The organism is Virgibacillus sp. SK37, from assembly GCF_000725285.1.
Classification (GTDB): domain Bacteria; phylum Bacillota; class Bacilli; order Bacillales; family Amphibacillaceae; genus Virgibacillus_Q.
The window spans coordinates 141,016-158,935 of record NZ_CP007161.1 but is presented as its reverse complement, the minus strand read 5'-3'; the positions used below and the strand labels follow the sequence as shown (position 1 = coordinate 158,935).

The 17,920-nt window shown below is 39.3% G+C and carries 35 protein-coding genes; 1 reads left to right on the top strand and 34 read right to left on the bottom strand.

Going from position 1 to position 17,920, the window contains the following annotated elements:
- Window positions 1–46: 46 nt before the first annotated feature.
- The 9 genes from X953_RS00855 to X953_RS00815 all read right to left on the bottom strand — a co-directional run bounded on the left by X953_RS00855 (window position 47) and on the right by X953_RS00815 (window position 5,713).
- Window positions 47–250: a hypothetical protein gene (locus tag X953_RS00855; protein ID WP_156958422.1), complete on the bottom strand. Its 204-nt coding sequence runs from the start codon at window positions 248–250 to the stop codon at window positions 47–49.
- Between the two features lie 257 nt (window positions 251–507).
- Window positions 508–915 (bottom strand): hypothetical protein, encoded by a 408-nt coding sequence (locus tag X953_RS00850; RefSeq protein ID WP_040953962.1) that lies wholly within the window; start codon window positions 913–915, stop codon window positions 508–510.
- Between the two features lie 86 nt (window positions 916–1,001).
- A complete protein-coding gene (locus tag X953_RS00845) occupies window positions 1,002–1,196 on the bottom strand; it encodes a hypothetical protein (protein WP_040953961.1) in 195 nt (64 codons plus the stop codon).
- A gap of 253 nt (window positions 1,197–1,449) precedes the next feature.
- Window positions 1,450–1,842: a 30S ribosomal protein S9 gene (gene rpsI, locus X953_RS00840; protein ID WP_019375502.1), complete on the bottom strand. Its 393-nt coding sequence runs from the start codon at window positions 1,840–1,842 to the stop codon at window positions 1,450–1,452.
- 20 nt (window positions 1,843–1,862) lie between these two features.
- Window positions 1,863–2,300: a 50S ribosomal protein L13 gene (rplM, locus tag X953_RS00835; protein ID WP_019375503.1), complete on the bottom strand. Its 438-nt coding sequence runs from the start codon at window positions 2,298–2,300 to the stop codon at window positions 1,863–1,865.
- A 153-nt stretch (window positions 2,301–2,453) separates the two neighbouring features.
- Window positions 2,454–3,206 carry a tRNA pseudouridine(38-40) synthase TruA gene (gene truA, locus X953_RS00830; protein WP_019375504.1) on the bottom strand — a complete coding sequence of 251 codons (753 nt, stop codon included), beginning with the start codon at window positions 3,204–3,206 and terminating at the stop codon, window positions 2,454–2,456.
- A gap of 26 nt (window positions 3,207–3,232) precedes the next feature.
- The gene (locus tag X953_RS00825) at window positions 3,233–4,033 is read right to left on the bottom strand and encodes an energy-coupling factor transporter transmembrane protein EcfT (protein ID WP_040953960.1); all 801 of its coding nucleotides are present in this window, start codon (window positions 4,031–4,033) and stop codon (window positions 3,233–3,235) included.
- Entirely contained in the window at window positions 4,026–4,898 is an 873-nt protein-coding gene (locus tag X953_RS00820; RefSeq protein WP_040953959.1) for an energy-coupling factor ABC transporter ATP-binding protein, read from the bottom strand. The genes X953_RS00825 and X953_RS00820 overlap by 8 nt, the downstream gene beginning before the upstream one ends.
- Window positions 4,874–5,713 (bottom strand): energy-coupling factor ABC transporter ATP-binding protein, encoded by an 840-nt coding sequence (locus X953_RS00815; protein WP_040953958.1) that lies wholly within the window; start codon window positions 5,711–5,713, stop codon window positions 4,874–4,876. Before X953_RS00815 ends, X953_RS00820 begins: the two co-directional genes overlap by 25 nt.
- 115 nt (window positions 5,714–5,828) lie before the next feature.
- Here X953_RS00815 and X953_RS00810 point away from each other — a divergent pair, with 115 nt between their 5' ends.
- The gene (locus X953_RS00810; protein ID WP_156958421.1) at window positions 5,829–6,257 is read left to right on the top strand and encodes a hypothetical protein; all 429 of its coding nucleotides are present in this window, start codon (window positions 5,829–5,831) and stop codon (window positions 6,255–6,257) included.
- 14 nt (window positions 6,258–6,271) lie between these two features.
- Here X953_RS00810 and rplQ read toward each other — a convergent pair whose 3' ends face one another.
- The 25 genes from rplQ to rpsS all read right to left on the bottom strand — a co-directional run bounded on the left by rplQ (window position 6,272) and on the right by rpsS (window position 17,891).
- The gene (rplQ, locus tag X953_RS00805) at window positions 6,272–6,625 is read right to left on the bottom strand and encodes a 50S ribosomal protein L17 (RefSeq protein ID WP_040953956.1); all 354 of its coding nucleotides are present in this window, start codon (window positions 6,623–6,625) and stop codon (window positions 6,272–6,274) included.
- A gap of 136 nt (window positions 6,626–6,761) precedes the next feature.
- A complete protein-coding gene (locus tag X953_RS00800; RefSeq protein WP_019375509.1) occupies window positions 6,762–7,706 on the bottom strand; it encodes a DNA-directed RNA polymerase subunit alpha in 945 nt (314 codons plus the stop codon).
- 209 nt (window positions 7,707–7,915) lie between these two features.
- Window positions 7,916–8,308 (bottom strand): 30S ribosomal protein S11, encoded by a 393-nt coding sequence (gene rpsK, locus X953_RS00795; RefSeq protein WP_019375510.1) that lies wholly within the window; start codon window positions 8,306–8,308, stop codon window positions 7,916–7,918.
- A 22-nt stretch (window positions 8,309–8,330) separates the two neighbouring features.
- Window positions 8,331–8,696, bottom strand: coding sequence for a 30S ribosomal protein S13 (gene rpsM / locus X953_RS00790; RefSeq protein ID WP_019375511.1), 366 nt, complete (start codon window positions 8,694–8,696; stop codon window positions 8,331–8,333).
- A gap of 24 nt (window positions 8,697–8,720) precedes the next feature.
- Window positions 8,721–8,834: a 50S ribosomal protein L36 gene (gene rpmJ, locus X953_RS00785; RefSeq protein ID WP_010095733.1), complete on the bottom strand. Its 114-nt coding sequence runs from the start codon at window positions 8,832–8,834 to the stop codon at window positions 8,721–8,723.
- 31 nt (window positions 8,835–8,865) lie between these two features.
- A complete protein-coding gene (infA, locus tag X953_RS00780; RefSeq protein ID WP_010095735.1) occupies window positions 8,866–9,084 on the bottom strand; it encodes a translation initiation factor IF-1 in 219 nt (72 codons plus the stop codon).
- Window positions 9,062–9,397: a KOW domain-containing RNA-binding protein gene (locus X953_RS00775; RefSeq protein WP_040953955.1), complete on the bottom strand. Its 336-nt coding sequence runs from the start codon at window positions 9,395–9,397 to the stop codon at window positions 9,062–9,064. The genes infA and X953_RS00775 overlap by 23 nt, the downstream gene beginning before the upstream one ends.
- A 182-nt stretch (window positions 9,398–9,579) precedes the next feature.
- Window positions 9,580–10,224, bottom strand: coding sequence for an adenylate kinase (locus X953_RS00770; RefSeq protein WP_040953954.1), 645 nt, complete (start codon window positions 10,222–10,224; stop codon window positions 9,580–9,582).
- A gap of 34 nt (window positions 10,225–10,258) precedes the next feature.
- The gene (gene secY / locus X953_RS00765) at window positions 10,259–11,551 is read right to left on the bottom strand and encodes a preprotein translocase subunit SecY (RefSeq protein ID WP_040953953.1); all 1,293 of its coding nucleotides are present in this window, start codon (window positions 11,549–11,551) and stop codon (window positions 10,259–10,261) included.
- Window positions 11,551–11,991, bottom strand: a complete 441-nt coding sequence (gene rplO / locus X953_RS00760) for a 50S ribosomal protein L15 (protein WP_019375515.1) — start codon at window positions 11,989–11,991, stop codon at window positions 11,551–11,553. Before rplO ends, secY begins: the two co-directional genes overlap by 1 nt.
- Window positions 11,992–12,020: 29 nt before the next feature.
- Window positions 12,021–12,203 carry a 50S ribosomal protein L30 gene (gene rpmD / locus X953_RS00755; RefSeq protein WP_019375516.1) on the bottom strand — a complete coding sequence of 61 codons (183 nt, stop codon included), beginning with the start codon at window positions 12,201–12,203 and terminating at the stop codon, window positions 12,021–12,023.
- A gap of 13 nt (window positions 12,204–12,216) precedes the next feature.
- The gene (gene rpsE / locus X953_RS00750; RefSeq protein ID WP_019375517.1) at window positions 12,217–12,720 is read right to left on the bottom strand and encodes a 30S ribosomal protein S5; all 504 of its coding nucleotides are present in this window, start codon (window positions 12,718–12,720) and stop codon (window positions 12,217–12,219) included.
- Between the two features lie 20 nt (window positions 12,721–12,740).
- Window positions 12,741–13,103, bottom strand: coding sequence for a 50S ribosomal protein L18 (rplR, locus tag X953_RS00745; RefSeq protein ID WP_019375518.1), 363 nt, complete (start codon window positions 13,101–13,103; stop codon window positions 12,741–12,743).
- Window positions 13,104–13,135: 32 nt separating this feature from the next.
- Complete coding sequence (gene rplF / locus X953_RS00740; RefSeq protein ID WP_040953952.1) at window positions 13,136–13,675, bottom strand: 50S ribosomal protein L6; 540 nt, start codon at window positions 13,673–13,675, stop codon at window positions 13,136–13,138.
- A 30-nt stretch (window positions 13,676–13,705) separates the two neighbouring features.
- Window positions 13,706–14,104 carry a 30S ribosomal protein S8 gene (rpsH, locus tag X953_RS00735; protein ID WP_040953951.1) on the bottom strand — a complete coding sequence of 133 codons (399 nt, stop codon included), beginning with the start codon at window positions 14,102–14,104 and terminating at the stop codon, window positions 13,706–13,708.
- A 29-nt stretch (window positions 14,105–14,133) separates the two neighbouring features.
- The gene (locus X953_RS00730; protein WP_019375521.1) at window positions 14,134–14,319 is read right to left on the bottom strand and encodes a type Z 30S ribosomal protein S14; all 186 of its coding nucleotides are present in this window, start codon (window positions 14,317–14,319) and stop codon (window positions 14,134–14,136) included.
- A 29-nt stretch (window positions 14,320–14,348) separates the two neighbouring features.
- On the bottom strand, window positions 14,349–14,888 hold the full coding sequence (gene rplE / locus X953_RS00725) for a 50S ribosomal protein L5 (protein WP_026041277.1): 540 nt from the start codon (window positions 14,886–14,888) through the stop codon (window positions 14,349–14,351).
- 26 nt (window positions 14,889–14,914) lie between these two features.
- The gene (gene rplX, locus X953_RS00720; RefSeq protein WP_019375523.1) at window positions 14,915–15,226 is read right to left on the bottom strand and encodes a 50S ribosomal protein L24; all 312 of its coding nucleotides are present in this window, start codon (window positions 15,224–15,226) and stop codon (window positions 14,915–14,917) included.
- A gap of 36 nt (window positions 15,227–15,262) precedes the next feature.
- Window positions 15,263–15,631 carry a 50S ribosomal protein L14 gene (rplN, locus tag X953_RS00715; protein ID WP_019375524.1) on the bottom strand — a complete coding sequence of 123 codons (369 nt, stop codon included), beginning with the start codon at window positions 15,629–15,631 and terminating at the stop codon, window positions 15,263–15,265.
- A gap of 44 nt (window positions 15,632–15,675) precedes the next feature.
- Complete coding sequence (gene rpsQ / locus X953_RS00710; RefSeq protein WP_019375525.1) at window positions 15,676–15,939, bottom strand: 30S ribosomal protein S17; 264 nt, start codon at window positions 15,937–15,939, stop codon at window positions 15,676–15,678.
- Window positions 15,940–15,965: 26 nt separating this feature from the next.
- Window positions 15,966–16,166 (bottom strand): 50S ribosomal protein L29, encoded by a 201-nt coding sequence (gene rpmC / locus X953_RS00705; protein ID WP_026680241.1) that lies wholly within the window; start codon window positions 16,164–16,166, stop codon window positions 15,966–15,968.
- Window positions 16,156–16,590, bottom strand: coding sequence for a 50S ribosomal protein L16 (gene rplP, locus X953_RS00700; RefSeq protein ID WP_019375527.1), 435 nt, complete (start codon window positions 16,588–16,590; stop codon window positions 16,156–16,158). The genes rpmC and rplP overlap by 11 nt, the downstream gene beginning before the upstream one ends.
- 17 nt (window positions 16,591–16,607) lie before the next feature.
- Window positions 16,608–17,249 (bottom strand): 30S ribosomal protein S3, encoded by a 642-nt coding sequence (rpsC, locus tag X953_RS00695; RefSeq protein ID WP_019375528.1) that lies wholly within the window; start codon window positions 17,247–17,249, stop codon window positions 16,608–16,610.
- Between the two features lie 3 nt (window positions 17,250–17,252).
- Window positions 17,253–17,594 (bottom strand): 50S ribosomal protein L22, encoded by a 342-nt coding sequence (rplV, locus tag X953_RS00690; RefSeq protein ID WP_019375529.1) that lies wholly within the window; start codon window positions 17,592–17,594, stop codon window positions 17,253–17,255.
- A gap of 18 nt (window positions 17,595–17,612) precedes the next feature.
- The gene (gene rpsS, locus X953_RS00685; protein WP_040953950.1) at window positions 17,613–17,891 is read right to left on the bottom strand and encodes a 30S ribosomal protein S19; all 279 of its coding nucleotides are present in this window, start codon (window positions 17,889–17,891) and stop codon (window positions 17,613–17,615) included.
- Window positions 17,892–17,920: the final 29 nt, after the last annotated feature.

Here is a 17,920-nt window from a genome sequence, read left to right as displayed (position 1 = left end):
CCTTCTAATACAATTTGGCCCGGTGAATCAACAATAAGCGCAAGGCTTATTCCGTTTTCGCGCCCGATTGCGGCATAAAGCCTAAAACAACTCCTAAGAGATCTGCTTTTTCAATCTCTTGCCTTACTTCTGAAAGTTTTTTGGTTACTAGTTGATCATCACCTTGCAGTCTGGCAAGGATAGCTTTACTTCTTTTATAGCTGACTGGTTCCATTGGATTCTGGAGGTGGCGTAATGTATTTATCATCACACCGTCGCAGTTTCCTTCTAATATTAAATCTATCTGTTTGATATGACTAATAAAGTACGTGGATAACCTATTATACTTTGTTATCGACAGCAAATAGGTATATGATAGATGATAAAGCAACTCCATTTGAAGTGGATAATACACGCTAACCTTCAACTTAATAAAAATAGCCTACTTTAAACAATAAGGGTATCTCATAGTCAAAAGGGACATCTAATTTAACTATTGTTCAATCTAAAAATAGTAAGTAAACAAGATTACTGAGTATACTTTATGTATAACTTTTTGAAAGTTGTTTCAATAACTTTTAGTGTTATAAAAAAGGAGAATCCAGCTAAAGGGTATGCAACCATTGACTCCCTATCAATAGTAAAGTTACCATTCTCAAAACTTTGTACTAATGCTATTAATATTAAGATGACATACCCAGCAATAATATAACTAAGCCATCGGAATTTTCCATTGATTTTATCAATAATTATTGAAAAAGGGATTCCAACAATTAAATAAAAAGGTAAAGAAAAAATATATACTAACATAAATCCAAATAGAGAAAACACCCGTGGAATAGGCATGTCAGTAAGAAAACGATAAGAAATACCGTATATTACGAATAATACATATAGCAATACCGGAGCTATAACTGCTGCCAATACTCTACTCATATATAAAACCACCATTCCATGTTTCCAATTATGCACTTACTAAATTACTGCGCCCGATAGTTGCAAAGTGAAATTGCTTGAAAAAGTCAGTTTACCCCCTCAGCAAATCCTTGAATAAACCCTTGTATGAAATTAGGTGCCTCAAGAACAACCAGACACATTATAAATCCAATTCCAACACCTATAAGTTTGATGTTTTTCTTTGCTTTACCAACTAATAATATTAATAAACCAACTAATAATATTAAGATGGGCAGGATATATGAAATAAAATCAAGCATTATTTTGCCCTCCTTTTCATTTGTTTTTATTTAAGAATCTGGCCCGTTTGTTGCACTATCCCAATCCATCTTATCAATGTAATTGTATCAAACTTATTTTCAAAATCACAGCTTCTTTTTCTCTAAATTATTTGTCTGCTACTTGTATGTTACGTGTATGCTACGTGTGAATTTTCCCCTGTTTTTAAAGCACCGCATATACAGTAAAAACCCCCAACCATAGGTGGTTGAGGGATTTGTAAGTGTTGATTTATTAACGTTTTGAGAACTGTGGTGCACGACGAGCGCCTTTAAGACCGTATTTCTTACGTTCTTTCATGCGGGCATCACGAGTTAGATATCCTTCTGGTTTTAGAGAAGCACGGTATTCTGGATCAGCTTCTAGAAGTGCACGGGCGATACCGTGACGGATAGCTCCAGCTTGTCCTGTGAATCCTCCACCATGAACGTTAACTAAAACATCATAAGTTCCTTCAGTTTCAGTTGCTGCAAGTGGTTGGTTAAGAATTAAAAGTTGTGTTTCATATGGGAAATAGTCTCTAGCATCACGACCATTGATTGTAATGTTTCCTGTACCAGGTACTAAACGTACACGTGCAGTTGACTTCTTACGACGGCCTGTGCCATAGTATTGTACTTGTGCCAATTGATTAACCTCCTCTTTAATTATCCGCGAAGTTCGTAAACTTCTGGTTTTTGTGCTTGATGATTGTGTTCAGATCCTCTGAATACATGTAATTTCTTGCTCATTTTACGACCAAGTGGTCCTTTAGGAAGCATGCCTTTAACTGCAGTCTCAAGCATTTCTTCTGTATATTTTGAACGCATTTCGTTTGCATTACGCTCTCTTAAGCCACCAGTGTAACCTGAATGACGATAGTACATTTTGTCTTGTAATTTGTTTCCTGTTAATTCGATCTTCTCCGCATTAATGATGATCACGTGATCACCTGTGTCTGCGTGTGGAGTGTAAGTTGGCTTGTGCTTTCCACGAAGGATTGCGGCAACCTCACTTGCTAAACGACCAAGACGTTGACCTTCAGCATCCACAACGAGCCATTTGCGTTCAATATTATTTTCATTCGCCATGAAAGTTGTGCGCATGATTGATTCCCTCCATCAATAAAATCTTTAATATTCGTTTCGTTATTCCTATATTTCAACATAATTAGTTCCGGGGCTAATCATGGTTTAGAAATAAAATGCCATAAATCATAATATACCAAACTGAGGCTATTTGTCAAGGGCTGAGACAGATTATTTACTGTTATTATAGGTTACCTGCCATAAATATAAACCTTGGGGTGGAACGGTTTCTCCCACAAGCTGTCTATCCTTCTTTTCTAACAATTTTTCAATATCTTCCGGACTTCTTCTACCTTGGCCAATATCCAATAATACACCTACGATAATTCGCACCATATTGTATAAAAATCCGCTTCCCCGAAAAATAAATTCGATTTCATTTCCTCGTTTTTCACAACTTACCTGAAACATCATTCGTTCTTTACTTCCCTTTGTAGTAGCCTTAGCTGAGGAAAAGGTAGTAAAGTCATGAAACCCTTCTAAATATTCACAGGCTCGCTGCATTTCCACAACATCTAACTTATATGGGAAGTGATAGGCATAGTTTCGCTTAAATACATCTGGTTCCTTTATGTTTAATACATAATAATGATATTCCTTCTCCGTTACATCATAACGAGCGTGAAACGTATCTGGAACCATTTCTACTTCTTTAACATACAAATCATCTGGTAATAAGGTGTTTAATGCCTTTTGCCAGTTAACTGTTGGGATATCGTAGTCTGAGTCAAAGTGAATCACTTGACCTTTCGCATGAACACCTGTATCCGTTCTTCCTGAAGCCTGAATACGGATAGGTAATCCTTTATGCATTTTAGTTAAAGCCTTCTCCAATTCACCTTGAATCGTTCTCTTCCTCGGCTGGATCTGAAAACCCGCAAATTGGGAACCATCGTAAGTAATTTTGCATTTCAATCTAGCCATTTGCTTCCAGCCTTTCTGTTAACTTCTTACCAGCTTCTAAAATAAAATAAACCGGCAATTACAAACACAAATAAAACAAAAATCAACATATCTCTTTTTTCTATCTTTAACTCACGTAATTTCGTCCTGCCCTCTCCCCCTTGATAGCCTCTTGCTTCCATAGCCATCGCAAGCTCCTCTGCGCGTTTGAAGGCACTGATGAACAAAGGTATCAATAAGGGCACGATTGCTTTTATTCTTTCCTTAATAGGCCCTGTCTTAAAATCCACACCACGCGATGCCTGGGCCTTGGAGATTTTCTCTGTTTCCTGCATGAGTGTAGGTATAAATCTTAAAGAAATAGACATCATTAAAGCGAGCTCATGTACAGGAAATTTTAATTTTTTTAATGGATGTAGCATTTCTTCTATTGCATCTGTTATTTCTATAGGTGTTGTTGTCAATGTTAATAAAGATGTCACCAGAATTAATAGAAAGAAACGCATGGAAATTGCAAAACCCTGAATGACCCCTCCAGAATAAATTTTAAATCGGAAAATCTCTAATAAAACAGTACCTTCTTTTGTAACAATCAAATGCAAAATAAACGTGAAAATAATCAGGAACCATACTGGCGTTAACCCTTTCGCAATAAATCGGATTGGCACTTTGGAAGTGACTATACATGTGATCGCGAATAAGGTAAGAATGGAATAACTTACTACATTATTTGCAAAAAAGACAATAAAGACAAAGAAAAAAATAACTGTTATTTTCGTACGCGGATCTAACCGGTGTATAAGAGAATTACCGGGAACATATTGCCCGATAATTAAGGAATTATTCATTACTATCACCATCCTTAACGATGGAATGAATCGTCTCCGCTATCTCCCGTACGGTTTGCCCATGAAATGGAATAGATATTGAAAACTTGGCTTCAAACGCATGGAGTAGTTGAATTACTTCCGGCACATCCAGCTGTACTTCTTTTAGTGCATCTTTTTGTGTAAATACCTCTTCTGGAGAACCTTCCATATATTTTGTTCCCTTGTTTAAGATAATTACGTGATCCGCATACTTTAGTGCATCCTCCATACTGTGGGTAACAAGAATTGTTGTAAGGCTTTGTTCTTTATGCATGGAATAAAACATTTCCATTATTTCTTTTTGCCCCCGTGGATCTAAACCTGCAGTAGGTTCATCAAGCACTAATACATCTGGGTTAATGGCCAATACTCCAGCAATAGCTACTCTGCGCATCTGCCCTCCACTAAGATCGAAGGGCGACCGCTCGAGCATATCTTCCGAAAGACCAACTGCGGGGATAACCCTTTTTATACGCTCATTTATCGTTTCTTTTGGTACACCAAAATTCTCAGGTCCAAAAGCGATGTCCTTTGCCACGGTTTCTTCAAATAGCTGATGTTCTGGATATTGAAATACCACTCCAACCCGGCTTCGAAGTTCTTTGAGATTATTTGGTTTTTCCTTAGGAGTTAGTTTGTATTCTCCTATTTTCACTTCTCCCTCGCTTGGGGTTACCAGGCCATTCAAATGTTGTAGTAACGTAGATTTACCTGAACCCGTATGCCCTACTATTGCTACAAAGGATCCAGAGGGAATATGAAAATTAAGATCTTTGATTGCTTGATGAGCAAAAGGAGTATTGCGTTGGTATATATAGCTTACGTTTGTGAATGTAATATCCATAAGTCCTCCAGCAATTCTTCGTGATTTAATGGTTCTTTTGTAAGGTTAATTCCTGTCTCCTTCAATTCATCAGCCAAAATAGCAACGAATGGAACATCTAGGCCTATCTCTCTTAAAGAATCTTTCTTGGAAAATATCTCTCTAGGTGTAGCACGATCCCAAATCTCACCTTTATTCATAACAATAACACGATCAGCTTGTACTACTTCCTGCAGATCATGAGTTATTGTAATTAGCGAAAGGGCTTCTTTGTTTTGAACATTGGAAACCGTCCGCATAATCTCAGTCCTGCCTTTTGGATCAAGCATGGCAGTGGCCTCATCCAAAATGAGGACTTTAGGAGAAATAGCTAGCACGCTGGCGATAGCCACACGTTGCTTTTGTCCACCGGAAAGTCGATGTGGTTCGGTAAACCGATAATCTTCCATTCCTACGGCAGATAGCGTTTCTTCTATACGTGTTACCATCTCTTCACGGGGAGTTCCTCTATTTTCCATTCCAAAGGCTACATCGTCCTGTACAGTCGTACCAACAAACTGATTATCAGGATTTTGAAAGACCATGCCAACCTCTTTGCGAATATCCCAAATTGTTTCCTCATTCACTTGCTGGCCATCTATCAAAATTTCACCTTTTTGCGGGAATAAAAGCCCATTTATTAATTTAGCTATTGTTGACTTGCCGGAACCGTTATGACCAATGATGGCTACCCATTCACCTTCATAAATTTGAAATGAGCAATTTCTCAACACCCAGGGTTGCTCTTCTCCATATCGAAATGATACATCTCTAAACTCAATTAACTTCCTACTCATCGTACTCCCTCTCTCTCCCTGGATCCTGTTGTATAATAAACTCTCATAGTTTTATAATATAGATAGACGTCTAAGATGTATATAGCCTCTAAGTGGGATTATCAGGGGCTCTCAGTTGAATCTGCCGCAGAGCTTTATCAGTCACAGGTGCTGTTTATCCTCCGGAGAGCTGTTTTATCGGCCGCAGGAGCTTTTTATCCGCCGGAGAGCTGTTTTATCACCCGCAGAAGCCTTATATCCGCCGGAGAACCGATTTATCCGCCGCAGAAGCCTTTTATCCGCCGGAGAGCTGTTTTATCACCCGCAGAAGCCTTATATCCGCCGGAGAACCGATTTTTATCCGCCGCAGGAGCGTTTTATCCTCCGGAGAACCGATTTATCGGCCTCAGAAACGGTTTATCTGTCGGGGGACATCTACCCGCTTCAAAACCGGCTTCGCTCTTCAGAACGCCGCTATACCACCTTAGAGCTGCAATTATCAATATTACTATACAAAAAAAGGGCTTGGATTCACCTCATGGAAGAGATTCAGTCCTGCCCTTGACGTATAACGTTACATTAAACTAGCTCGATAATTGCCATCGGAGCTCCGTCACCTTGACGAGCACCTAGTTTAAGAACACGTGTGTATCCACCTTGACGGTCTTCATAACGTGCAGCAACATCATCAAAAAGTTTTTGAATTACATTTTCGTTTTCATTTGCTTCCTGATTGTATAAAAATGCTGCAGCCTGACGACGTGCATGAAGATCACCACGTTTACCAAGCGTAATCATTTTTTCTACTACAGATTTAAGTTCTTTCGCTTTTGCTTCTGTTGTTTCAATCCGTTCATGAATAATCAAATCAGAGGCAAGGTTGCGAAGTAATGCCATACGAGTGTCTGTTGTACGACCAAGTTTTCTAGCCATGGACTATCCCTCCCTTTCCTGTTGTATAAGGAACTGTCATTAATCTCGGGTTTTAAACAGCAACACACAGATTGTTAAAAATCTTATGTGGAACTGAAATGAACTTACAGTATTGTTCTAAAGGAGTTGTAAATGATCAGTCATCATTACGTAAACCAAGTCCAAGATCAGTTAATTTTACTTTAACTTCTTCTAGAGACTTACGGCCTAAGTTCCGAACCTTCATCATATCTTCTTCAGATTTGTTTGCAAGCTCTTGAACGGTATTAATTCCAGCACGTTTCAAACAATTATAAGATCTAACAGATAAATCAAGTTCTTCAATCGTCATTTCCATGACTTTTTCTTTTTGGTCTTCTTCTTTCTCGACCATGATCTCTGCTTTTTGCGCTTCATCTGTTAAACCTACAAAGATGTTTAGATGTTCTGAAAAGACTTTGGCTCCTAAAGAAACTGCTTCCTCAGGTCGAATGCTGCCATCTGTCCAAACATCAAAGGTTAATTTATCGTAGTTAGCATCCTGTCCTACACGCGTATTTTCAACTTGATAGGTCACACGTGAAACTGGTGTGAAAATAGAATCAACTGGGATTACACCAATAGGTTGCTCATCCCTTTTATTAGCTTCAGCTGAACGGTACCCACGGCCACGCTCTGCTGTTATTTTCATTTGTAAGTTTCCTTTGCTGTTCAACGTTGCAATAGGTAATTCCGGATTTAATACTTCTACATCACTATCAAATGTTAGATCTGCAGCCGTAACTTTTCCTTCTCCCTGTACATCGATCTCCAAGGTCTTCTCTTCATCAGAGTAAATCTTAAGAGCAAGCTTTTTCAAACTTAAAATAATCGTGGTCACATCTTCAACAACACCATCAATTGTAGAGAATTCATGTAGTGCTCCATCAATTTGGACTGATGTAACAGCAGCACCTGGAAGTGAGGATAGTAGGATACGACGCAAGGAGTTTCCTAGAGTGGTACCATATCCACGTTCGAGCGGTTCGACTACGAATTTTCCAAATGTAGCATCATCGCTGATTTCTACCGTTTCAATTTTTGGTTTTTCAATTTCAATCATTCCATAAAACCCTCCTTTAAAACGTCGAAACCCCGGTTAGACAATAGGTCTAACCGAAATTCCTCAAATAGGCAGTTGGCGTTTCTGCACTATTGTCTATTTTGCCTTACTTGTCTCTTGGATGCTTGAATGATAAAGGAATTTAGCCTTTACACTTTTAAGCCATCATAACCCATTATAGACAGGGTGACAAATTCTATACGGTATAATTATACACGACGACGTTTTGGTGGGCGGCAACCATTATGAGGAACTGGTGTTACGTCAACAATTGCTGTAACTTCCAGACCTGCTGCTTGAAGTGAACGAATAGCTGCTTCACGTCCAGCTCCTGGTCCTTTAACAGTAACTTCTAGAGTTTTCATACCATTATCAACCGCTGTTTTCGCAGCAGTTTCAGCTGCCATCTGTGCAGCAAATGGAGTTGATTTACGAGATCCTTTAAAGCCAAGTGCACCAGCTGAGCTCCAGCCAATAGCATTGCCTTGTGTGTCCGTAATAGTAACAATAGTGTTGTTAAAAGTGGAACGAATATGTGCTACACCTGTATCAATATTCTTTTTCACACGACGCTTACGTGTGTTTGTTTTAGTACGTGCCATTGATTAGCTTACCTCCTTCACGTTATTTTTTCTTTCCTGCAACTGCTCGACGAGGTCCTTTACGAGTACGTGAATTGTTTTTTGTCTTTTGACCACGAACTGGTAAACCGCGGCGGTGACGAAGCCCTCTGTATGAGCCGATTTCGATTAGACGCTTAATGTTAAGTGAAACTTCACGACGAAGGTCACCTTCCACTGTATATTCGTCCAATGCTTTACGGATTTTACCTAATTCATCTTCTGTTAGATCGCGTACACGTGTGTCTTCAGAAACGCCTGCTTCTTTAAGGACTTTCTTAGCTGTAGTACTACCAACTCCATAAATATAAGTTAATGATATAACTACACGCTTATCACGTGGAATATCTATACCTGCAATACGTGCCATATAACGTTAGCACCTCCTTGGTTATTAGCCTTGTTTTTGCTTGTGTTTAGGGTTTTCGCAAATCACCATTACTTTACCCTTACGTTTGATTACTTTGCATTTTTCGCAAATTGGTTTTACAGATGCTCTTACTTTCATCATCTTTACCTCCTTTTATATCGGAGCTCGCTTATTTATAACGGTACGTAATTCGTCCTCTAGTTAAATCATACGGAGAAAGTTCAACCGTTACTTTATCGCCTGGTAGAATGCGGATGAAATGCATACGGATTTTACCAGAAACATGTGCTAAGACCGTATGGCCATTCTCAAGCTCAACATTAAACATCGCATTCGGCAACGTTTCCGTTACGGTACCTTCTACTTCAATTACATCGTCTTTCGCCATCGTGTTGATCTCCCTTCTTCAAATCAGTCACAACCTCATTGACAAATTTAGCTATGGCAAATCGAATTTTGCCATTTGTGACACGACCAGTTTCTAGAAGGCTGTTTTGGACCTCTGGAGAAATGTATCCCATACATTCAATATGCTGTAAATTCTTTTTCTTTGGTCGATCATATTTACGTTTTTCCCCATCTGCAAGCATAACATACCTGTCATCCACTGCATCAATGATGATTGCATATTGTCCAGCTTCCCGTCCCTGCATAATACGAACAACTTGACCTATTAGCGGAATCGAATCATCTTCGTTCAACAACGATCACCTTCACTTAGGCTATAGTTTATACTGCTACACCTTTTTATGAAAAAGGCTCTATATCTCATTTTGTGTCACTTTATACGAAGTACTATAAAAGTCATAATCACTCATTTGCAATTATAACTATTTATAGCCAGAATTGCATTTATTTTGCGCTGCCACAGCAGTTCAACCACTTAATTATCAATACGTGATTGAATGTCCTTGAAGACCTGATCAATTTCCTGGTCGCCATTTACTGTAACAAGGTAACCTTTGTTCTGATAGAAGTCCAGTAACGGTTTCGCTTGCTCCATATTTACTGACAAACGATTTTTAACCGTTTCGGCTGTATCATCATCACGCTGAATTAACTGGGAACCATCTTTATCACAAATACCTTCCACTTTTGGTGGATTGTATATGACATGATAAGTTGCTCCACATGTAGGACAGATTCTACGACCAGTTAGTCGCTCCACTAATTTTTCTTCTGGAACATCTACATGGATCACGTAATCAATGGATGTGTCCAGTTCTTTTAAAAGCTCCTGTAAAGCTTCTGCCTGCTTGATTGTTCTTGGAAAACCATCCAAAAGAAAACCATTCTTGCAGTCAGCTTTACTAAGTCTTTCTTTAACGATCCCAATAGTTACTTCATCCGGAACAAGGGCACCTTGGTCCATATATTCTTTGGCCTTTTTACCGAGGTCAGTACCCTCTTTAATGGCCAAACGGAACATATCTCCAGTAGAAATATGAGGAATGTTATACTTATCGTTTATTTTCTCTGCCTGTGTACCTTTACCAGCACCAGGTAGACCCATCAAAATTAAGTTCAACAAATTTCCCCTCGCTCTCACTGACAGCAGGATATTACTTTATAAAACCTTTATAGTGACGCTTTACTAACTGGCTTTCCAGTTGTTTCATTGTCTGTAAAGCAACCCCTACAACGATTAGTAAGCTAGTGCCGCCGATTTGTACTGCGGTAGGTAGATTTGCAAGACCACCTAGAACAATAGGTAGCACAGAAACAGCTGCTAAAAAGATTGAGCCAACAAATGTTAAGCGGTACATAACACGTGTCAAATATGTTTCTGTATTTTTACCAGGTCGTATACCCGGAATATATCCACCTTGTTTTTGTAAATTCTCAGCCATTTGTTCAGGGTTAACTTGAACAAATGTGTAAAAATAGGTGAAAGCAATAATTAAAGCAACATAGATAACCATTCCGATTGGATGAGTGTAATCAAACACCGTCTGGATCACTGAAGCCACTTGATTGCCTTCAAAGAAATTTGCTACCGTACTTGGTGCAACCATAAATGCGATCGCAAAGATTACCGGTATAACACCTGCAGCATTTACTTTAAGTGGTAAATGCGTAGAATGTCCACCAACCGGAGAACGATTCACAAGTTTTTTAGCATATTGAATTGGTATTTTACGTAAAGCTTGCTGAATGAAGATTACTCCAACAGTTACTGCTATTACTACCAATGCAATTAGGGCGACAATAACAATATTAATAAACAAATCATCACCAGGATTTATAAAATACTGGCTGTATAATTGTTTAACACCATTAGGTACAGCGGCAACGATACCGGCAAAAATGATAATTGATATACCATTTCCAACTCCGTTGGCTGTAATTTGTTCACCTAACCACATTAAAAATGCTGTACCACTTGTTAACGTAAGTGCAATAACAAGGAATTTCAATACGTTTGGATCAGAGATCAGCATACCACCAGCCATAGCGTTGAAGCCGATAGACATTGCAGTTGCTTGAATGAATGCAAGAACGATCGTTCCGTAACGAGTGACTTGTGCAAGTTTCTTACGGCCCATATCCCCTTGCTTCTTCCACTCAGCAAATTTAGGTACAACGTCCATTTGTAACAACTGCATAATAATTGAGGCAGTAATGTATGGCATGATTCCCATTGCAAAAATGGAGAAGTTTTGCAGGGCTCCTCCACCAAACGTGTTTAGAAACCCAAAAACATTTTGCGAGTTCATAAAGTCAATCGCTTGTTTATCTGTATATGGCACTGGAATAAATGTGCCTAGACGGAAGACAACTAACATGAGTAATGTAAAGATTATTTTCCGCCTAATGTCACCTACGCGCATAAAATTGGAGATTGTACGGAACATTAAATCACCTCAGTTTTACCGCCCGCTGCTTCAATAGCTTCAACAGCTGAAGCAGAGAACTTATGAGCTTTTACTGTAAGTTTCTTTTCGATAGCACCTTTGCCGAGTACCTTAATACCAGCCTTAAGCTTGCTTACGACACCTTCTTCAAGTAATAGCTCAGGTGTAACTTCTGTGCCGTCTTCAAAACGATTTAGAGCATCCAAGTTAACAATTGCAAACTCTTTGCGGTGGATGTTCGTAAATCCTCGTTTCGGTAAACGTTGGAATAAAGGCATTTGACCACCTTCAAAGCCCGGACGAGTACCGCCGCCTGAACGTGCTTTTTGTCCTTTATGTCCACGGCCGGAAGTTTTTCCGTTACCTGATGACATTCCGCGACCTACACGATTACGATTTTTGCGAGTTCCTTCTGATGCCTTCAATTCATGAAGTTTCATGCGAGCACCTCCCTTTACGCTAATGTTTATTAAACTTCTTTAACCGAAATTAAATGAGATACTTTATTTACCATACCACGTACAGCTGCTGTATCTTCACGAACAACGGATTGTCGAATTTTTTTAAGTCCTAATGCTTGAACAGTTTTACGTTGAATATCTGTTCCACCGATAACACTGCGCGTGAGGGTGATTTCTAATTTTTTAGACATAACATTTCCCTCCTTATCCTAACAGTTCTTCTACAGACTTTCCACGTAGTTTTGCTACGTCTTCTGCGCGCTTTAAGTTTGTTAAGCCGTTTAATGTTGCACGAATCATATTGATCGGTGTGTTTGAACCAAGTGACTTCGTTAAGATATCACCAACACCAGCAAGTTCAAGAATCGCACGAACAGGTCCACCTGAGATAACTCCAGTACCCTCAGTAGCTGGTTTCATTAATACGTTACCTGAACCAAATCTACCGTGAATTTCATGTGGAATTGTTGTTCCAACGATAGGTACTGTAATCAAGTTTTTCTTTGCGTCATCAACTGCTTTTTTAATTGCTTCAGGTACTTCTTGTGCTTTACCAGTACCAAAACCTACATGACCATTTTTATCTCCGACAACAACCAAAGCTGCAAAGCGGAAACGACGTCCACCTTTTACTACTTTCGCAACACGGTTGATCGTAACAACACGCTCTTCAAGATCTAGTTTGTTCGGATCAATGCTTGTATTCATGTATGTCCCTCCTTTATCGATTAAAATTCAAGACCTGCCTCGCGGGCAGCATCTGCTAATGCTTTTACACGTCCATGATAAAGGTAGCCTCCGCGATCGAATACAATCGATTTGTAACCTTTATCCTGGGCACGTTTAGCGATCAATTCTCCGACTTGCTTAGCTGCTTCTACATTGCCGGTAGCTTCTACTTTAAGCTCGTTGTCTTTTGTAGAGGCACTTGCAACTGTTTTGCCATTAATATCATCGATTAATTGTACATAGATGTGTTTATTTGAACGGTACACATTCAAACGAGGACGTTCCTGTGTTCCAAAAAGATTTTTACGAACACGTGCATGTCTTCTTTTACGTGTAACATTTTTGTCAGGTTTTGTGATCATCTAGGTCACTCCTTTCTGCTCCCTAACTAATCTTACTTAGCAGTTTTACCTTCTTTGCGGCGTACAAATTCACCTTCGTAGCGAATACCTTTCCCTTTATAAGGTTCAGGAGGTCTGATTGCTCTAATATTTGAAGCAATTGCTCCAACTAGTTCCTTATCAATACCTTTTACAACTACTTGTGTGTTTTTAGGAATTTCAATTTCAATACCCTCAATTGGGTCGATTTCTACAGGGTGTGAGTAACCAGCGTTAATCACAACTTTATCTCCTTGCTTTTGTGCACGATACCCAACCCCGATAATTTCAAGGGACTTTTCAAATCCTTGGCTTACGCCCACAACCATGTTATTGATCAAACTACGAGTAGTTCCGTGTAACGCACGGTGATCTTTATGATCGCTCGGACGCTCAATTGTAATGACGTTATCTTCCATGTTAATTTTCATGTCCTGAGATAGATCTCTGGATAATTCACCTTTTGGACCTTTTACTGTTACAGAATTACGGTCACCAATCTTAACTTCTACTCCCTCAGGAATTTCAATTGGTTTAAGTCCTATACGAGACATTTCATGCACCTCCTTATCAAAAAATGTTAATTACCAAACGTAGGCAAGAACTTCGCCACCAACAGCTTGAGAACGGGCTTCTTTATCAGAAAGCACACCTTTAGATGTTGATACGATAGCAATACCTAAACCATTAAGTACACGAGGTACTTCGTTAGCTTTAGCATAGACACGTAGTCCTGGCTTACTAATTCTTTTAATACCTGTAATTACTCGTTCGTTATTTGCACCGTACTTAAGGAAAATACGCAGAACGCCTTGTTTGTTATCTTCAACAAATTCATAATCTGAAACAAAACCCTCACGTTTAAGGATATCAGCGATCTCTTTTTTCATAGTAGAAGCAGGAAGCTCCAACTTTTCATGGCGTACCATGTTTGCATTACGAATACGAGTAAGCATATCTGCGATTGGATCTGTCATAACCATTACTAATTACCTCCTTCCCGAATCGGGGTTTACCAGCTTGCTTTTTTGACACCAGGAATTTGACCTTTATAGGCAAGTTCACGGAAACAAATACGGCAAAGTTTAAATTTACGAATTACAGAATGTGGTCGGCCACAACGTTCACAACGTGTGTATTCACGTACTTGATATTTTTGTGGACGTTTTTGTTTCGCAATCATTGATTTTTTAGCCACAATTTTCCCTCCTTGTATTAGCTCTTAGCTTATTTTTGGAAAGGCATGCCTAGCTGAGCTAAAAGTTCACGAGCTTCTTCGTCAGTATTGGAAGTTGTTACAATAACGATATCCATACCGCGGACCTTGTTCACTTTATCGTAGTTAATTTCTGGGAAAATTAGCTGTTCTTTAACACCTAATGTATAGTTTCCTCGACCATCAAAAGCCTTTTTAGAGATACCACGGAAGTCACGTACACGTGGAAGTGATACTGCAATAAGCTTTTGTAGGAAATCGTACATGCGCTCACCACGAAGGGTTACTTTCGCACCGATTGGCATTCCTTCACGAAGACGGAAACCAGCGATTGATTTCTTAGCACGAGTTACCATTGGCTTTTGACCAGAAATTAATGCAAGCTCTTCTACAGCACTATCCAATGCTTTTGAATTTTGAACTGCATCACCAACACCCATGTTAATAACAATTTTTTCAACTGTTGGTACTTGCATAACAGATTCATAATTAAATTTATTCATCAAAGATGGTAATACTTCATCTTGGTATTTTTGTTTTAGTTGATTCATCATGTCGCCCTCCTTTCGTCGCTAAACTATTTATCTAATGCTTCACCGGATTTTTTAGCGATGCGGACTTTCTTTCCGTCACGTACTTCATGCCCAACGCGAGTTGGTTCACCGGATTTAGGATCTATTGGCATTACGTTAGAAACATGGATTGGTGCTTCTTGATTAAGGATTCCGCCTTGCGGATTCTCCTGAGAAGGCTTAGCGTGTTTTTTAATCATGTTAATACCTTCTACAAGAACACGTTCCTTTTTAGGGTATGCTTCTAAAATAGTGCCCTGTTTACCACGGTCTTTACCGGATATTACTTTGACTTTATCACCTTTTTTTACATGCATGCTTGACGCACCTCCTTACAAGGCAAAAATTTAAGCTTATAAAACTTCTGGAGCTAGAGATACGATTTTCATGAATTTAGCTTCACGTAATTCACGTGCGACTGGTCCGAAGATACGTGTTCCTCTTGGACTTTTATCATCACGGATAATTACTGCTGCATTTTCATCAAAACGAATGTATGATCCATCTTTACGACGTGCGCCAGATTTTGAACGTACAATTACGGCTTTAACAACTTCACCTTTTTTGACAACGCCGCCTGGTGTTGCTTGTTTCACAGTACAAACAATTACATCACCAATATTAGCAGTTTTACGTCCGGAACCACCAAGTACTTTAATTGCTAGCACTTCACGTGCACCAGAGTTATCTGCAACTTTTAAACGAGTTTCTTGTTGAATCATATCGCTGTGACCTCCCTTCGGATACCTTTCCGAGCGAACTTATATTATATAATTACCGCTTCTTCAACGATTTCAACTAATCGGAAACGTTTTGTAGCTGATAGCGGACGAGTTTCCATGATGCGTACAACATCGCCAATCTTTGCTTGATTGTTTTCATCATGTGTTTTGAATTTCTTAGAGTATTTAACACGTTTACCGTATAGTTTATGAAACTTGTAAGTCTCAACTAAAACAGTAATTGTTTTATCCATTTTATCCGATACGACACGGCCTGTATATACTTTACGATTATTACGTTCAGTCATTTTGAGGCTAACCTCCTCTCGAATTATCAGTTATTTACACTTAGTTCACGTTGACGTACAACAGTTTTCATACGAGCAATTGATTTTCTTACTTCGCGAATGCGAGCAGTGTTTTCCAATTGACCTGTTGCAAGCTGGAAGCGTAAATTAAATAGTTCTTCTTTTAAAGATTTCACTTTTTGTTCAATTTCGGCAGTGGTTAGTTCTCTGATTTCATTAGCCTTCATTGCTTTCACCACCAATTTCTTCACGTTTTACAAACTTTGTTTTAATCGGCAGTTTATGAGAAGCAAGACGCAACGCTTCACGAGCAACTTCTTCTGATACACCTGCGATTTCAAACATAATTTTTCCTGGTTTTACTACTGCTACCCAGCCCTCTGGAGCACCTTTACCGGAACCCATTCGAACTTCTAGGGGCTTTGCAGTGTATGGTTTGTCAGGAAAGATTTTAATCCAAACTTTACCGCCACGTTTCATGTAACGAGTCATTGCAATACGAGCTGCCTCTATTTGACGGCTAGTGATCCAAGATGCTTCTGTTGCTTGTAGGCCATACTCACCAAAAGCTACAGTAGTTCCACCTTTTGCTTGACCTCTCATTTTACCACGATGTTGTCTACGATATTTAACACGTTTAGGCATTAACATAGAAAGTGCCCCCTTCCTTATTTGTTTGATTTAGTTGGAAGGACTTCTCCACGATAGATCCACACTTTAACGCCTAGCTTACCGTAAGTAGTATCAGCTTCAGCTGTACCATAATCGATATCAGCACGTAATGTGTGTAGTGGTACTGTTCCTTCACTATAATGTTCCGCACGAGCGATGTCTGCTCCACCAAGACGTCCAGAAACTTGAGTTTTAATACCTTTAGCTCCTCCACGAATTGCACGTTGAATAGCTTGTTTTTGAGCACGACGGAATGAAATACGATTTTCTAACTGACGAGCGATATTTTCAGCAACTAATGTTGCATCAAGATCGACTTTTTTGATTTCCACGATGTTAATGTGTACACGTTTGCCAGTCAGGCTATTCAATGATTTACGTAGAGCTTCTACTTCTGAACCGCCTTTACCAATTACCATACCTGGTTTACCAGTATGAATAGTAATGTTCACACGGTTTGCTGCACGTTCGATATCAATAGAAGAAACAGCAGCAATACGCAAGCGGTTTTCAAGATATTCTCTGATTTTAATATCTTCATGTAGTAAGTCTGCATAGTCTTTACCAGCATACCATTTAGACTCCCAGTCTTTGATGATGCCGACACGAAGACCCGTTGGATTTACTTTTTGACCCACTGACTATCCCTCCTTCTTTTCTGTAACAACCACAGTAATGTGGCTTGTGCGTTTATTAATCTTACTTGCACGTCCTTGAGCACGTGGACGGAAGCGTTTCAGTGTTGCACCTTCATTTACAAATGCTTCAGAAATCACTAGATTATCTGGATCCATTTCGTAGTTATGTTCCGCGTTTGCAATAGCAGACTTCAAAACTTTCTCTACGACTGGAGAAGCACCACGTTGTGTATGACGTAAAATTGCAACTGCTTCACCAACGTTTTTTCCTCGAATTAGATCAACAACTAAACGAACTTTACGAGGAGCAATACGAACCGATTTCGCAATGGCTTTTGCTTGCATGTTGAGTGCCTCCTCTCATTAGCGTTTTGTTTTCTTATCATCGCCGGCATGCCCTTTGTACGTACGGGTTGGGGCGAATTCGCCTAGCTTATGGCCGACCATGTCTTCTGTAACATAAACCGGAACGTGTTTACGTCCGTCATATACTGCAATGGTATGACCAATAAATGTAGGGAATATAGTAGAACGACGTGACCAAGTTTTAATCACTTGTTTTTTGTCACTTTCGTTTAATGTTTCAATCTTTGACAGTAGATGGTCATCTGCAAAAGGTCCTTTTTTCAAGCTACGACCCATGGATAAACCTCCTTTCGCAATTGAGAGAC

What these genes read in the sequence shown, in the direction of transcription:
- rpsK (WP_019375510.1), bottom strand. Translation starts at nt 8,308, where the DNA reads ATGGCACGTACTAAAACAAACACACGTAAGCGTCGTGTGAAAAAGAAT.
- rpsM (WP_019375511.1), bottom strand. Translation starts at nt 8,696, where the DNA reads ATGGCACGTATTGCAGGTATAGATATTCCACGTGATAAGCGTGTAGTT.
- rplQ (WP_040953956.1), bottom strand. Translation starts at nt 6,625, where the DNA reads ATGGCTAGAAAACTTGGTCGTACAACAGACACTCGTATGGCATTACTT.
- rpsS (WP_040953950.1), bottom strand. Translation starts at nt 17,891, where the DNA reads ATGGGTCGTAGCTTGAAAAAAGGACCTTTTGCAGATGACCATCTACTG.
- X953_RS00815 (WP_040953958.1), bottom strand. Translation starts at nt 5,713, where the DNA reads ATGAGTAGGAAGTTAATTGAGTTTAGAGATGTATCATTTCGATATGGA.
- rplP (WP_019375527.1), bottom strand. Translation starts at nt 16,590, where the DNA reads ATGTTAATGCCTAAACGTGTTAAATATCGTAGACAACATCGTGGTAAA.
- X953_RS00820 (WP_040953959.1), bottom strand. Translation starts at nt 4,898, where the DNA reads ATGGATATTACATTCACAAACGTAAGCTATATATACCAACGCAATACT.
- rplO (WP_019375515.1), bottom strand. Translation starts at nt 11,991, where the DNA reads ATGAAACTTCATGAATTGAAGGCATCAGAAGGAACTCGCAAAAATCGT.
- X953_RS00825 (WP_040953960.1), bottom strand. Translation starts at nt 4,033, where the DNA reads ATGAATAATTCCTTAATTATCGGGCAATATGTTCCCGGTAATTCTCTT.
- rplE (WP_026041277.1), bottom strand. Translation starts at nt 14,888, where the DNA reads ATGAATCAACTAAAACAAAAATACCAAGATGAAGTATTACCATCTTTG.
- infA (WP_010095735.1), bottom strand. Translation starts at nt 9,084, where the DNA reads ATGGCGAAAGACGATGTAATTGAAGTAGAAGGTACCGTAACGGAAACG.
- X953_RS00845 (WP_040953961.1), bottom strand. Translation starts at nt 1,196, where the DNA reads ATGCTTGATTTTATTTCATATATCCTGCCCATCTTAATATTATTAGTT.
- truA (WP_019375504.1), bottom strand. Translation starts at nt 3,206, where the DNA reads ATGGCTAGATTGAAATGCAAAATTACTTACGATGGTTCCCAATTTGCG.
- rplN (WP_019375524.1), bottom strand. Translation starts at nt 15,631, where the DNA reads ATGATTCAACAAGAAACTCGTTTAAAAGTTGCAGATAACTCTGGTGCA.
- X953_RS00850 (WP_040953962.1), bottom strand. Translation starts at nt 915, where the DNA reads ATGAGTAGAGTATTGGCAGCAGTTATAGCTCCGGTATTGCTATATGTA.
- rpsH (WP_040953951.1), bottom strand. Translation starts at nt 14,104, where the DNA reads ATGGTTATGACAGATCCAATCGCAGATATGCTTACTCGTATTCGTAAT.
- rpsQ (WP_019375525.1), bottom strand. Translation starts at nt 15,939, where the DNA reads ATGACTGAACGTAATAATCGTAAAGTATATACAGGCCGTGTCGTATCG.
- rpmJ (WP_010095733.1), bottom strand. Translation starts at nt 8,834, where the DNA reads ATGAAAGTAAGAGCATCTGTAAAACCAATTTGCGAAAAATGCAAAGTA.
- rplR (WP_019375518.1), bottom strand. Translation starts at nt 13,103, where the DNA reads ATGATCACAAAACCTGACAAAAATGTTACACGTAAAAGAAGACATGCA.
- rplF (WP_040953952.1), bottom strand. Translation starts at nt 13,675, where the DNA reads ATGTCTCGTATAGGACTTAAACCAATTGAAATTCCTGAGGGAGTAGAA.
- rpsE (WP_019375517.1), bottom strand. Translation starts at nt 12,720, where the DNA reads ATGAATACAAGCATTGATCCGAACAAACTAGATCTTGAAGAGCGTGTT.
- rplM (WP_019375503.1), bottom strand. Translation starts at nt 2,300, where the DNA reads ATGCGCACAACTTTCATGGCGAATGAAAATAATATTGAACGCAAATGG.
- secY (WP_040953953.1), bottom strand. Translation starts at nt 11,551, where the DNA reads ATGTTCCGTACAATCTCCAATTTTATGCGCGTAGGTGACATTAGGCGG.
- rpmD (WP_019375516.1), bottom strand. Translation starts at nt 12,203, where the DNA reads ATGTCTAAAAAATTAGAAATCACCCTCACGCGCAGTGTTATCGGTGGA.
- rplX (WP_019375523.1), bottom strand. Translation starts at nt 15,226, where the DNA reads ATGCATGTAAAAAAAGGTGATAAAGTCAAAGTAATATCCGGTAAAGAC.
- rplV (WP_019375529.1), bottom strand. Translation starts at nt 17,594, where the DNA reads ATGCAAGCAAAAGCCATTGCGAAATCGGTTCGTATTGCTCCTCGTAAA.
- X953_RS00800 (WP_019375509.1), bottom strand. Translation starts at nt 7,706, where the DNA reads ATGATTGAAATTGAAAAACCAAAAATTGAAACGGTAGAAATCAGCGAT.
- rpmC (WP_026680241.1), bottom strand. Translation starts at nt 16,166, where the DNA reads ATGAAGGCTAATGAAATCAGAGAACTAACCACTGCCGAAATTGAACAA.